Source organism: Nitratireductor kimnyeongensis, from assembly GCF_019891395.1.
Taxonomy (GTDB): Bacteria; Pseudomonadota; Alphaproteobacteria; order Rhizobiales; family Rhizobiaceae; genus Nitratireductor; species Nitratireductor kimnyeongensis.
Genome location: NZ_CP078143.1, coordinates 3,639,046 through 3,651,747, shown reverse-complemented (window position 1 = coordinate 3,651,747; position 12,702 = coordinate 3,639,046). Strand labels below are relative to the sequence as shown.

Genomic DNA, 12,702 nt, shown 5'->3' with positions numbered 1-12,702 from the left:
GCCTTGCCTCAGCCGCCTTGCCGGCCCGCCCCGCCGGGGCCATCGGGGCCACCAGGACCACCGGGCAGCGCGCCTCGCAGGTCCTCTTCGCTGACGCCGAGCGCGTCGGCAGCAGCGGCGAAATCCGGGGGAACCGCGGTGCCAAGTGCGTCCCTCAGAGCCTCTTCCGTCACACCCAACTGGGTTGCCACCGCACCGAGATCAGGCTGCCCTCCGCCGGCTGCAACCACGTCCTCGGGGACTTCGCCGTGATAGCAATTGATCATATAGGGCGCTTCGTCGGCGGTCAGGTGGTAGTGATAGATGCCGTCGGGAAACTCGGGCGTCGCGCCGGTGTGGCCGGAGCATTCGTCGAGATCGGCATTCGTGACGACAGCGCCGCCTTCGCCATTGTTGCCATAGACCGGAAAGCCATCGGCCAAGACGCCGATCATCTGCGAATGCGCGCCTTCTTGGTCCATCTCGGCAGTGATGCAGACTGGTATGCCGTGATAGTGATAGCTGGTGCCATCCACCAGTGTATGGCCGTTGCATTCATCCAGAAATGCCACATGGTCGTGGATGGCCTGATCGTCCTTCGCCACGACACTACGGTTCGGGTCTTCGTAGTCGTTGAAGATCTGTGCCCCGGTGATGGCCACGCCGATGCGGCCAAGGGTCGTATCGGTGACGTCCTGAACATAGGTCGGCAACGTCGTGATCGTGGTGTCGACAGGCGTGGCCTGAAAGTATTCGTCGGAATTGACCACTTTGAAGAACTCGGCCGGTTTGTTGGAAAAGGGCTGGTCCATCGGATTGGAAGGTATCAGATATTGCTCGGCAAAACCGTGACTGGGAATGCCGTCGGATTCAAAGCGGAAACTGTCGCGTGCTTCGCTGATCGTGATGGTCACGTTGTCTGCCCAGTTTGCGGCTTCCACGGCGTCGGAGGTATTGACCGGCCCTTGTGCATGCACGTCCGTGCCAGCATATTGCACCACGGAAAAGGCCGCCACCACTGACGCGGCTGCGGTGGCGTAAAGGGCTTTGTTGGGCATCCGGGATAACTCCTGCTTTTCACTTAAGGCCGTCCGACGCCTTTTATGGTAGGTCGTTTTCTCGGCATTCCAAGAGCGATGATGTGATTTCCCGCGGTCATGCGCCTCCTGTAAAAGGCTCTCCCGCCTGCCAACAGCGGTCCCGCAGCAGCCAGAGCGCCGCGGATCCCGCGTCCGAAATGACAAACGACAGCCCAGACATGCGGCTCATCGGTCTGGCCAGCCGGCGACGATCGGTAGCCGAGGCGGCTGGGCGTCAGTCCGCACTCGCTCTACGCGTGGAAGAGGAAGTTCTCTCAGCCACCTGGCGGCGATGACAGGGACGCCGAGATCAGACGGTTGAAGCTCGAACTGGCGAGGGTCATCGAGGAGCGCGACATCCTGAAAATGCGACCGCGTATTTCGCCAAGGATGCAAGGTGAGATACGCGTTCGTCGCCGAGCTTCGTCCGCTGTTTTCGGTGCGGACTATGTGCCGGTGCCTGCGCATCCATCCGAGCGGCGCACGCGGGCGAAGGAAGACGTCCGCCAGACCGAACCGCGTTGCACGTCTCGCCAGTTTGGCAGGTATCAAGGCTCAGATCGGCTACAAGTGCCGGCCGGGAAGTTATGGTGGGAAGCTATGGTGGGAAGCCGCATTGGTCGTCGACAACTCACTGGACCGACAGTTCGATGTGGATGCGCCGGGCCGGATCTGGGTCACTGACATCACCTATACCAGGACACTGGAAGGCTTTGCCTATCTGACTGTCGTGATCGACCTCTATTCCCGCCGCGTCGTCGGATGGTCGATGCAGAGCCGCCAGACGACGGAGCTGGTCCTGCAGGCATTGTTGATGGCGGTGTGGAGGAGGAAGCCAAAGCACAAGGTGCTGATCCACTCGGATCAGGGTTCCCAGTTCACCAGCATGGACTGGGCGTCATTCCTCCGGGCTCACAAGCTGGAACACTCTGTGAGCCGGCGCGGAAACTGCCCTGATAACGCCGTCGCCGAGAGTTTCTTCAGCCTGCTCAAGCGGGAGCGGATACTGCGTCGAACCTAAAAGACCCGCGTCGAGGCCCGGCAGGATGCGTTCGATTACGTCGAGATGTCCTACAACCCGAAGCGCAAGCATGTCAGGAACGGGAACCTGTCACCCGTAGGGTTCGAACGGCAGCAGAAAATGAAGACCGAGGGTGTCTAGAAAACTTAGGGCTAATCAATGATCGGATGCTGCGTCATGGCTGTCGTCTTTCCTTGGGCGGCAGGGCGGTTGCGGCGTTACACGTGGGTGCCGCGCACCGGGTAGTCGTTGTCCGGGTTGCGAATGAATTTCAGCCCGCCGACCAAAAGCTCCAGATCAGGACGGACAAACGGCCCGTTGGCAATCTCTGTGACCTGCAAGTTGCCATCCGCGTTGATCACGAAAACGGCAGGTTCGGCAAAGGGACGGTCGGTCTCCTGCGGGCTGCGCGGGTGCGAGATATACAACCCCAGTGCGCGCATCTGATCGAGGGTCAGCCCATAGCCAATGTCATAGTCCGGATGGGCCAGATCCATCTGATCAAGGGCTTTCTCCTCGGGATCGCCCGAGATGGCGACAAGGTCGATGCCGATGGCATTGAGCGCAGGCAGATGCGTGTTTAACTCGCGGAGGTAGCGTGTGCAGATCGGGCAGTGTTTGCCCCGATAGACGACAACCATGCGCCAGTCATGGCCGTTCTCAGGTTGCGTCAGCCGCAGGGTGCCACCGCGCAGTTTGGGCAGGGTGATGTCGGGAAATGTCCCGCCAGCAGCAAGTTTGGTCGTCGTTGACATGGGAACGTCCTTTTGGGTCATAGAGACCGGCGCGGAAGTCCTGCACCGGTCCGTTTCGTGTCCTGGGATCGGCTTAGACGTAGTTCGGAACGTCGAATATCTGGCCGCTTTCGGTGCTTTCCACCGCGTGGCGGTAGGCCTTGGCAGTGTCAGCAGCTGAGATGCCAGAAGTGCTGTCCATGCCCATCATTTCCATGGTTTCCTTGACGAAATGCGGGCTTACCGTGTTGACGCGCAGGGCTTTTCCGGTTTCCAGAGCCGCTGCTTTGGCAAACGAATCCAGCGCGCCGTTGACCATGCTTACAGCCGCCCCGCCGGGCATCGGGTTCTGGGCCAGATCGCCCGATGTCAGGGTGAAGCTGCCGCCCTCGGTGATGTAGTTCTGGGCAATGCGAAACAGGTTCAGATGGTTGGTCAGCTTACCCGCGACCGCCTCGTTGTATTGTGCTTCGGTCAGGTCCTTGACCGGGGCGAAGACGATGGAACCCGCGGTCGAGATGACGGCGTCAACCTTGCCGGTCTTGTCAAACAGCGCTTCGATCGAAACGTTGTCGTTCAGGTCAACCTGATAGTCGCCGCTGCTGTTGCCGACGGCCAGAACGTCGTGATCTTTGAGTTCGGTTGCGATGGCTTTGCCGATTGTGCCAGTGGCGCCGATAAGAAGGATTTTCATGGCTTCGTTCCTTAGAGTGCGTTTCGATGCCCAAGACTTAAGATGCTCACTTGTGAAGAAAAATAACCTCGATCTGAAATGACTTTTCATTTATTCTGATGAATTGTCTACACCAGGTGAGGCAGTTCATGGATCTTCTTCGTTCCTTCATCGTTTTCCAGAAAGTCGCCGAGCTTGGCAGCTTCAGCCGCGCAGCGGATGCCTTGGGCATCGTCCCCTCTGCGGTCAGTCGACAGGTCAGCGAGTTGGAAGATTGGGCTGATCTGCGTCTGGTCAACCGAACGACGCGGTCTTTGCACCTGACGCCCGAGGGGCAGATCTATCTCGAAAAACTCAGCCATATTACGGCCGAAGTGCAGGACCTGAAATCGCTCGGAGATACCGAACGCAGCCTGACAGGTCACATCAACCTGACCACGCCAATCATGCTGGGGCAATTCATCCTTCCCGAAACTTTGGCGCGTTTCAAACAGGCCAACCCACGGGTGGGCGTCTCTGTCAGCGTGATCAACCGCATGGTTGATATCGTCGAAGAAGGGTTCGACGTGGCCGTGCGAGCAGGGAATCTGTCGGATTCAAGCCTGATCGGCCGCAAGGTTGGTCTGGTGCAGATATCCACTGTTGCCAGCCCCAAGTATCTGCAAACGTATGGGGCTCCCAAGGAGCCCAAAGATCTGACAAATCACAATTGTCTGAGCGCAGATGTATCCTCACAAGCGGCACGCTGGCCATTCCTGGTGAGTGGCAAGGAGGTTTTTGTGAAAGTGACGGGCGACATGCGCGCCAATGAATCCCTTTGCCTCAAGACGCTTTCCCTTGCCGGGCTTGGTATCATTCGCCTGCCGCGCTACTACGTTTCTAACGAGCTGGAAACAGGTGCGCTCGTCGAGGTCCTGCCGCAAAATGCTGCCGCGCCAACTCCGATCAATATCGTTTACCAGTCCGGTCGTCAGAACCGGCCGACGCTGCGCGCATTCATTGACTTTGTCGCCAAGGACCTGCGTGCAAATTCAAAGATGACCTGAAACATGCACCAAAATGCGCGACACGAGGGAATCTCGCGACCAACTCTGCGCCTAATTGAAGTGTACTGAGGAGACGTTTTCTTGCATGGTCAGTCAGCCGCGAGATGCGGGACGTTCAGAGACCGATTCCGGGCCACCGGCCAGTCTCCGCAAGTCGGATGGCCCCGCTAAACCCCTTTGAAACAAAAAGAAAAAAGCCCCGTTAGGGACCTCATCTCGGGTTCGCGAATGGTTTGTGGCGGAGGGAGTGGGATTCGAACCCACGAGACGGTCACCCGCCTGCCGGTTTTCAAGACCGGTGCCTTCAACCGCTCGGCCATCCCTCCGGTCGTTGTCGAGGGCTTTTACAGCCGCGTCATGCGTGGCGTCAACTCGTTCCATTCAAGACTCTGCGAATTGTGCCATGACATTGCCCAAAGAGGCAGAAGGATCAGAGCTGAGCCATTTGCTTCCCGTGCCAGCCTTGCTTAAAAAAGATGCCCAGACTCACCCGGCGCATTCGTGCCGAAAGGCAGCTTCTTCATGGCAGACACAACTCCCGTTTTCGACGGTCACAATGACGCGCTTCTGAGGCTGTACCAGAGCGGAAGGCCGGACGCCGAGCAACTCTTTCTTCAGGGTACGGATCGAGGGCATATCGACCTAGCTCGGGCCCGCGAAGGTGGACTGGCGGGGGGGCTCTTCGCGATTTTTCCACCGCCACTGTCAAACATGAAAGTGGACGGAAAACGCCCGCAAGACGTGACTTTCCCACCGCTTGGACAAGCTGATGCGCTGGCTTCCACCATCGCGATGGCAGCAGTACTGCAGCGGCTGGAACGCGCATCGGACGGGCGTTTTGCCGTCTGTCGCAGTGCGGCGGCGATTCGCACGGCGATGGCCTCGGACGCACTGGCCGCCGTGTTTCATATCGAGGGCACGGAAGCCGTCGGTCCCGATCTGGACCTGATAGACATTCTTTATGCTGCCGGATTGCGTTCGCTCGGACCGGTCTGGAGCCGTTCCAACATTTTCGGCCATGGCGTTCCGTTCCGCTTCCCGTCGACACCCGACATCGGTGAGGGTTTGAGCGAGGCAGGCAAGGCGCTCGTCCGCAAGTGCAATCGCCTGGGCATCCTGGTCGATCTCTCTCACCTCAACGAGAAGGGTTTTCGAGACGTTCAGGCGATCAGCGATGCGCCGCTCGTTGCCAGCCATTCAAACGTTCATGCCATCTGCCCCCAATCACGCAATCTGATTGAATGGCAGATGCATGCGATCCGAGAAACAGGCGGACTGGCAGGGCTCAATTTTTCGGTCAGTTTTTTGCGCCCGGATGGAGCCACCAATGCCAACACGGATCTCGACATTCTGTTGAGGCATCTGGATGCCATGTTGGAAGCCCTTGGCGAAGACGGAGTGGCGCTCGGGTCCGATTTCGACGGCGCACTGGTGCCACGTGCCATCGGAGATGTTTCCGGCTTGCCGAATCTCATAATGGCCATGCGCGAGCATGGCTATGGAGAAGAGCTGATCGAGAAAATCGCCTGGCGCAACTGGCTGCGCGTGCTCGAGCGCACGATCGGCTGAGCTGGAGCATTTTCCGAACGGACCGGAACCGGGTTTCATCCGGATCCGCATTCAATCAATTGCTGGGAACGCTTTTGCCCGTCAATAAAAAGCGTGTACGCTTCAGACACAGGAACGCGATGATGCAGCCCTCAAAGGATATCGCCAGACTCCTCGAGATCATGAAAGCCCTTCGCACCCCGCAGACGGGTTGCCCATGGGACGTGGAGCAGGATTTTACATCCATCGCGCCTTACACGATCGAGGAGGCGTATGAGGTTGCAGACGCGATCGAACGCCAAGATCTCGACGACTTGCGTGACGAGCTGGGTGACCTCCTGTTGCAGGTTGTGTTCCACGCACGCATGGCAGAGGAAGAAGGTCATTTTGATTTTGGCGACGTGGTCGAGGCGATCACCCGCAAGATGATCCGTCGCCATCCGCACGTGTTCGGAGACGCCGAGGCACGAAGCCGAGGAATGGCGAAAGGCATGTGGAACGAGATCAAGGCACAGGAGAAGGCCGAGCGCCTTGCCCGACGTTTGCAGAACGGCAGCCCCGGGGAATCCACCGCCTATCTGGATGATGTTCCTCGCGCCCTGCCCGCTCTCATGCGTGCTCACAAGCTTCAACAACGAGCCGCCCGCGTCGGTTTCGATTGGGGCGAAAGCGGTCCCGTGCTCGACAAGATCGAAGAGGAGATCGGAGAACTGCGGGAAGCTTTGGAAGAGCAGGACGACGCTCACGCCGCTGAGGAATATGGGGATCTTCTGTTTGCCGTGGTCAATCTGGGACGCCATCTGGGACATGATGCCGAAGCCGCACTCGCCCGGACCAATGACAAGTTCCGCAAGCGGTTCGATTTCGTGGAACGAGAACTCAAGAAGGCGGGCCGTTCACTGGAGGAGGCAGACCTGCAGGAAATGGAAACACTGTGGCAACGCGCGAAGACTGCACCGCAGTGAACCGTCCCCCACCCCGGCAGGCACGAGGGGGCCAAGAGGACAAGATTCCATCACCGGGCGGGCTTGTTTCCTGCGAGGAGCTCCTGCAAATCCTGTTTTGCCGATTCCGTCATCCGTACCTTTAATGAGATGCTTCCATCGTCGTTGTTTGTGCGTTCGACGACGTCACCGTTGCGATAAATCCAGTCGAGGAGTGGCATTCTATCCGGGGAAAGTTCGATTGAGGTAAGGACAATCTGTCCGGAAATATGCTCCTCGATCAACGCCAGAAGAGCGGTGATCCCCTCTCCCGTGATCGCGGATATTGCCAGCGGCGCGTCGTCGGTACGCATTCCCTCCAGAAGTGTGCGCCGTCGTTCCGGATCAAGACTGTCAATCTTGTTCCAGACCTCCAAAACGCGTCTCCGGTCCGCGGCATCCACGCCGAGATCGCCGAGAATTGCCTCGACATCCACGGCCTGAGCTGCCGTATCGGGGTCTGCGATGTCGCGCAAATGCACGATCAGATCCGCTTCGACCACCTCTTCCAACGTCGCGCGGAAGGCGGCGACAAGGTGGGTCGGCAGGTCGGAGATGAAGCCGACCGTATCGGAAAGGATAATGGTCGTGCCATGCGGCAGCTGCACCCGGCGAAGCGTGGGATCCAGCGTGGCAAAGAGCATATCCTCCGCCATCACGCTCGCCCCGGTGAGTCGATTGAACAGAGTTGACTTGCCGGCGTTGGTGTAGCCAACGATCGCCACGATCGGGAATGGAACCTTGCGCCGCTTGGCGCGATGCAGATCGCGCGTGCGCCGGACCTGTTCCAGATCCTTCTTCAGGCGCATGATGCGCTCCTGAAGCTGGCGCCTGTCCGCTTCGATCTGGGTCTCACCCGGGCCGCCCATGAAACCGCCACCGCCGCGCTGTCTTTCCAGATGGGTCCAGCTGCGCACTAGGCGGCCGCGCTGATATTCCAGATGCGCCAGGTCGACCTGGAGCCGTCCTTCCTTGGTGCGTGCGCGGCGTCCGAAAATCTCGAGGATCAGCCCCGTTCTGTCGAGAACCTTGGCCTTCAGCGCCTTTTCGAGGTTGCGCTGCTGAACCGGCGTCAGTGGATGATCGATGATCACCACTTCCACGTCCTGTTCCTCAACCCGGGCGGCGATCTCCTCCAGCTTGCCCGTGCCGAGCAATGTCGCCGGCCGCGGTGTGTGTACACTCACGATCTCGGCGAAAACCACATCGAGATCAATCGCTTCCGTGAGACCGATCGCCTCCTCATGACGTGCTTCGGACGCACGCGAAGACACCGCACCACTCTCGGTGGCGCGGCGTTCGGATGGAAGGACAGGCGTGACGACCGCGGCTCGCGTGGTGTCGGGTCTGGTATTCGACCAATCGCCGCCGCGCGCTGCTTCGTCTGACTTGGGTTTTTCAGTCAATCACGCGTCCCGATTGCTTTCCTCGGCGTCGTAAAGCTGAACAGGCTGGCTCGGCATGATCGTCGAGATCGCATGCTTGTAGACGAGCTGCGAATGTCCGTCGCGGCGCAAAAGCACGCAGAAATTATCGAATGAAGTAACAATGCCTGTCAGCTTGACACCGTTGATGAGAAAGATCGTCAGAGGGTTCTTGCTCTTGCGAACGGTATTCAGGAACAGGTCCTGCAGGTTTTGAGTTCGTTCCGCCATTTTTGGTCTTTCACCCATTCGCTGCCTCAGGGCAGCCAGTAGCGCAAATATGACACGCTCCTGTCAAGAAAGTCTGTGACAGGGACTGCATGATCAAGTGATGCCAGAGTTCATCGGTTGCACCGAGACGCATCGTCATGCGCGTTGGTTAACAGCTAGGACTTTTTTCCGCAATCGCAAAAAACGCGTCCCGCAAGGACCGGGCTACGTTGCCGGGATGTCCATTGGCCACCGGTTTGCCGTCGATAGTGACCACCGGCATGACAACGCTCGTGGCGCTGGTCACAAAGGCTTCGCGGGCGTTTTGCGCCTCCTCAACAGAAAAAGCGCGCTCCTCGACCTTCAGCCCGAGATCGGCGGCAACCTTCATTACCGTTGCTCTGGTTATCCCACGCAGAATGCCGAAATCGGCCGCACGGGTCACCAGATGGCCGTCTTTCGTCACGATCCAGGCATTGGTGGATGCGCCTTCCTTGACCGTTCCATCCGGGTCGACAAACCATGCTTCCTGCGCGCCGGCATCGACCGCGGCCTGACGTGCCAGAACATTTGGCAGAAGGCCGATGGTCTTGATATCCACACGCTCCCAGCGGTTTTCCGGCACAGTGATAACCGTCATGCCCTTCTCGGCCTTCCTTGCCGAGGCGTTCGGATCCATGCGCTTTGCCGTCACCACCAGGGCGGAGCGAACCGGCGTGGTGGGGAAAGCGTGGTCACGCGGGGCCACGCCGCGCGTCACCTGCAGATACACCATGCCATTGCGCACATGGTTGCGGCGGATAACCTCGCGCATGATGAATTCCAGCGCCTTGCGCTCAACGGGCCAGTCCATGCGCAGTTCGCTCAGCGAACGGTCGAGCCGATCGAGATGCCCCTTCATGTCGATGATGAAACCACGGGAAATCTCGCACACCTCGTAGACACCGTCAGCGAGCTGATAACCACGATCTTCCACGTGAACCATCGCGTCACCGTGATTCGCATAACGCCCGTTCACATATGCAATGCGTGGCATGTCTCACTCTCCGTCTGATGAATTCCGCCGGCTGGAATCGTTGCCGCACGGAAGAAAGGTTTGTATTGCCGCCCTGCAGGAGCTTTTTCAAGCGGCTCAGAAGAACTCCAGGCTGACGCGGAACATCTGCTCGACCTGACGGACAGCGCTCTCAAGCGCAAAAATCACCACCCGGTCCTTCGGCTTGATCTTCAGCGACCCGCTCGGCTTGATGACCGCACCGTCACGATAAACCGCGCCGATACGCATTCCGTCGGGAAACTCCACCTCGCTGAGCGGTGGGCCCACAAGCGGCGATGTTTCCAGGGCTTCGGCCTCGATAACCTCGGCCGCCCCACGCTGAATGTTGTGGACGGCACGAATGCGGCCGCGCCTGACATGCTGGAGAACCTTGGATATCGTCACGGAGCGCGGGTTCACATGCGCGTCGATCCCCAGCGTTTTGGCAAAATCGTGATAGGTCGGATTGTTGATCAGAACCAGATTGGACCGGCAGCCGAGACGCTTGGCGATCACGCTCGACAATATGTTGACCTGATCGTCATTGGTCAGTGCCACCATCAGGTCGGCATGCTGGATGTCGGCTTCCAGAAGCAGCTTCTGGTCGAGCGCGCTGCCATGCAGGACGACGGTCCGGCGCAGCTTGTCTGCGAGAGCCACCGCGCGTTCGCGCGTGTTCTCGATGACCTTGACCTTGGTGCGGCTTTGCTTCTTTTCCATCGCGCGGGACACATAGAGACCGATATTGCCGCCCCCGGCGATGACGATGCGGGTGGCCTCGCGCTCCTCGTGTCCGAAGAGGCCGAGCGTGCGCCGCACCTGATCCTTGGTCGTCACCACATAGGCAAGATCACCGGCAATGAGCTGGTCGCCCGAATGCGGGATGAACAGCTTCCCCTCACGTGAGACGCCCACCACGGTCGATGGCAAATCGGGGAAGAGTTCCGTCAGCTGTGCCAGTGGCGTGTTGATGACCGGGCATTCTTCGAGACATTCGATGGCCACCATCGACACCTTGTCGTCGGCGAAGCTCACCACATCCGTCGCCCCCGGCAAAGCGATGCGGCGCATCACCATCTCGCCAACTTCCACTTCCGGCGAAATGATCACGTCGATGGGAAGATGATCGCGCGAGAACAGGTCCATATAGTGCGATTGCAGATAAGACTGCGAACGAATGCGCGCGATCTTGGTCGGTACATTGAACAAGGAATGCGCGACCTGGCAGGCGACCATGTTCACCTCGTCGAACAGGGTCACGGCGATGATCATGTCGGCTTCGCTCGCGCCGGCTGAGGCGAGCACATCAGGATGTGCGCCATGACCGACAAAGCCGCGCACGTCGAGCGTATCGCGAACGGCACGAATCAGTTCTGGCGACGTATCGATCACGGACACGTCGTTCTGCTCCGCCGCCAAGCGTTCCGCGATACCGAAACCAACCTGGCCCGCACCGCAAATAATGACTTTCATCGCCTGTTCCCTGCCTCATCAAAGACCGGATATCGGGTCTGCAAGGCCCCTGCTCTAGCGCTTTTCCAGCGCCATGAAAACCGGAAAGCCGGATGTCCGGCTTCTCATGCCTGCACGGACCATGTCACCAGCTAGACGCCCAGTGATTTGAGCTTTCGATGAAGCGCCGAGCGTTCCATGCCGACGAATTCTGCCGTGCGCGAGATGTTTCCGCCGAAACGGTTTATCTGGGCAAGTAGATATTCCTTTTCGAAAAGCTCGCGCGCCTCGCGCAATGGCAGCGCCATGATGTGCTGGTCCGACTGCGTCGGCAGGCGCGGCATGACATCACCGATTTCCGCCGGCAAAAGGTCTGCGGTGATCGGTGTGTCTGGCCCGTCACCCCGCGTCAGGATCATCAACCGTTCGATATTGTTGCGCAGCTGACGCACGTTGCCTGGCCAATTGTGCGCCTGAAGAACGGCCATCGCGTCATTGCCCAGCGGACGCGGCTTGATGCCGGCCTGTTCACCGATCTGCTGCATGAAATGATCCACAAGCAAGGGGATATCCTCGCGTCGGTCCGCCAGTGGCGGCACCACGACCGGCACCACAGCCAGCCTGTGAAACAAGTCTTCGCGGAAGCGGCCGTCGGCGATGAGGGATTCGATGTTTTGTGCCGTGGATGAGATGATGCGCACATCCACCTTCACGCGCCGTGTGCCGCCGACACGTTCGAATTGCTGATCCACGAGAACACGCAGGATCTTGCTCTGCGTGCCGAGCGGCATGTCGGCCGCTTCATCGAGATAGAGAACACCACCGTGAGCCTCCTCGAGGGCTCCCACTTTTCTCTCACCTCCGTCGGATTCGGTGCCGAACAACTCGATTTCCATCCGTTCAGGCGTGATGGCTGCGGCGTTCAGGGTCACGAATGGACCATTGCTGCGGGGCGATGCAGCATGAATTGCCCGGGCGACCAGTTCCTTGCCCGACCCCGACGGACCGGTCAGCATGATCCGGCTGTTGGACGGTGCTACACGCTCGATCGTCTGGCGCAGATGGTTGAGTGCGGCAGACTCGCCAACGAGGTCATAGGAAGCGCCGCTCCGCTTCTTCAGATCGTTCATCTCGCGCTTGAGCTTGGAGATCTCCAGCGCCCGCTCGCAGATCAGGATCATCCGATCCGTCTTGAACGGCTTTTCGATGAAATCGTAGGCACCGCGCTTGATCGCCGAAACCGCCGTTTCGATGGTGCCATGACCGGAAATCATGACGACAGGAACATGAGGGTGCACTTCCTTGATCTTGTCGAGCAGTGCCAGCCCGTCAAGTTTGGATCCCTGTAGCCAGATATCGAGCAGGATCAGGCGCGGAACCCGTTCCGAGATCGAGGCGAGCGCACTATCGCTGTCGTGGGCGGTTCGCGTTTCATGACCTTCGTCGCTCAGAATGCCGGCAACCAGTTCACGGATGTCTTCCTCGTCGTCTACGATCAGAATGTCGGAAGCCATTTT

Annotated in this window: 11 protein-coding genes, 1 tRNA gene and 1 pseudogene; 4 read left to right on the top strand and 9 right to left on the bottom strand. The window is 59.1% G+C overall.

What is annotated here, in order from left to right:
• Nucleotides 1-8: 8 nt before the first annotated feature.
• Nucleotides 9-1,037 carry a YHYH protein gene (locus KW403_RS17315; RefSeq protein WP_223020655.1) on the bottom strand — a complete coding sequence of 343 codons (1,029 nt, stop codon included), beginning with the start codon at nt 1,035-1,037 and terminating at the stop codon, nt 9-11.
• Nucleotides 1,038-1,283: 246 nt separating this feature from the next.
• Between KW403_RS17315 and KW403_RS17310 the strand changes: the two are divergent.
• Nucleotides 1,284-2,220: pseudogene (locus KW403_RS17310) on the top strand (IS3 family transposase); the annotation flags it as partial.
• Nucleotides 2,221-2,297: 77 nt separating this feature from the next.
• Here KW403_RS17310 and KW403_RS17305 read toward each other — a convergent pair.
• Together KW403_RS17305 and KW403_RS17300 are read right to left on the bottom strand one after the other, a co-directional pair.
• Nucleotides 2,298-2,834, bottom strand: coding sequence for a peroxiredoxin-like family protein (locus KW403_RS17305; protein WP_223020654.1), 537 nt, complete (start codon nt 2,832-2,834; stop codon nt 2,298-2,300).
• 73 nt (nt 2,835-2,907) lie between these two features.
• Nucleotides 2,908-3,507 (bottom strand): short chain dehydrogenase, encoded by a 600-nt coding sequence (locus KW403_RS17300; RefSeq protein WP_223020653.1) that lies wholly within the window; start codon nt 3,505-3,507, stop codon nt 2,908-2,910.
• A 98-nt stretch (nt 3,508-3,605) separates the two neighbouring features.
• On the opposite strand from KW403_RS17300, the gene KW403_RS17295 reads away from it, so the two are divergent.
• A complete protein-coding gene (locus tag KW403_RS17295; protein WP_343224039.1) occupies nt 3,606-4,532 on the top strand; it encodes a LysR family transcriptional regulator in 927 nt (308 codons plus the stop codon).
• Nucleotides 4,533-4,768: 236 nt separating this feature from the next.
• Here the strand turns inward: KW403_RS17295 and KW403_RS17290 are convergent.
• Nucleotides 4,769-4,858 (bottom strand) — tRNA-Ser (locus KW403_RS17290).
• Between the two features lie 196 nt (nt 4,859-5,054).
• Here KW403_RS17290 and KW403_RS17285 point away from each other — a divergent pair.
• Entirely contained in the window at nt 5,055-6,101 is a 1,047-nt protein-coding gene (locus KW403_RS17285) for a dipeptidase (protein ID WP_223020651.1), read from the top strand.
• Between the two features lie 122 nt (nt 6,102-6,223).
• Nucleotides 6,224-7,045, top strand: a complete 822-nt coding sequence (gene mazG / locus KW403_RS17280) for a nucleoside triphosphate pyrophosphohydrolase (protein WP_223020650.1) — start codon at nt 6,224-6,226, stop codon at nt 7,043-7,045.
• 50 nt (nt 7,046-7,095) lie between these two features.
• Here mazG and hflX read toward each other — a convergent pair whose 3' ends face one another.
• The 5 genes from hflX to ntrX form a co-directional block, all read right to left on the bottom strand.
• Nucleotides 7,096-8,469 (bottom strand): GTPase HflX, encoded by a 1,374-nt coding sequence (hflX, locus tag KW403_RS17275; RefSeq protein WP_223020649.1) that lies wholly within the window; start codon nt 8,467-8,469, stop codon nt 7,096-7,098.
• Entirely contained in the window at nt 8,470-8,718 is a 249-nt protein-coding gene (gene hfq / locus KW403_RS17270; protein WP_223020648.1) for an RNA chaperone Hfq, read from the bottom strand.
• Nucleotides 8,719-8,866: 148 nt separating this feature from the next.
• Complete coding sequence (locus tag KW403_RS17265) at nt 8,867-9,733, bottom strand: D-amino-acid transaminase (protein WP_223020647.1); 867 nt, start codon at nt 9,731-9,733, stop codon at nt 8,867-8,869.
• Nucleotides 9,734-9,829: 96 nt separating this feature from the next.
• Entirely contained in the window at nt 9,830-11,206 is a 1,377-nt protein-coding gene (gene trkA, locus KW403_RS17260; protein WP_223020646.1) for a Trk system potassium transporter TrkA, read from the bottom strand.
• A gap of 131 nt (nt 11,207-11,337) precedes the next feature.
• Nucleotides 11,338-12,699: a nitrogen assimilation response regulator NtrX gene (gene ntrX, locus KW403_RS17255; protein ID WP_223020645.1), complete on the bottom strand. Its 1,362-nt coding sequence runs from the start codon at nt 12,697-12,699 to the stop codon at nt 11,338-11,340.
• Nucleotides 12,700-12,702: the final 3 nt, after the last annotated feature.

What these genes read in the sequence shown, in the direction of transcription:
- KW403_RS17305 (WP_223020654.1), bottom strand. Translation starts at nt 2,834, where the DNA reads ATGTCAACGACGACCAAACTTGCTGCTGGCGGGACATTTCCCGACATC.
- mazG (WP_223020650.1), top strand. Translation starts at nt 6,224, where the DNA reads ATGCAGCCCTCAAAGGATATCGCCAGACTCCTCGAGATCATGAAAGCC.
- ntrX (WP_223020645.1), bottom strand. Translation starts at nt 12,699, where the DNA reads ATGGCTTCCGACATTCTGATCGTAGACGACGAGGAAGACATCCGTGAA.
- KW403_RS17300 (WP_223020653.1), bottom strand. Translation starts at nt 3,507, where the DNA reads ATGAAAATCCTTCTTATCGGCGCCACTGGCACAATCGGCAAAGCCATC.
- KW403_RS17295 (WP_343224039.1), top strand. Translation starts at nt 3,606, where the DNA reads ATGAATTGTCTACACCAGGTGAGGCAGTTCATGGATCTTCTTCGTTCC.
- hfq (WP_223020648.1), bottom strand. Translation starts at nt 8,718, where the DNA reads ATGGCGGAACGAACTCAAAACCTGCAGGACCTGTTCCTGAATACCGTT.
- KW403_RS17285 (WP_223020651.1), top strand. Translation starts at nt 5,055, where the DNA reads ATGGCAGACACAACTCCCGTTTTCGACGGTCACAATGACGCGCTTCTG.
- KW403_RS17315 (WP_223020655.1), bottom strand. Translation starts at nt 1,037, where the DNA reads ATGCCCAACAAAGCCCTTTACGCCACCGCAGCCGCGTCAGTGGTGGCG.
- trkA (WP_223020646.1), bottom strand. Translation starts at nt 11,206, where the DNA reads ATGAAAGTCATTATTTGCGGTGCGGGCCAGGTTGGTTTCGGTATCGCG.
- KW403_RS17265 (WP_223020647.1), bottom strand. Translation starts at nt 9,733, where the DNA reads ATGCCACGCATTGCATATGTGAACGGGCGTTATGCGAATCACGGTGAC.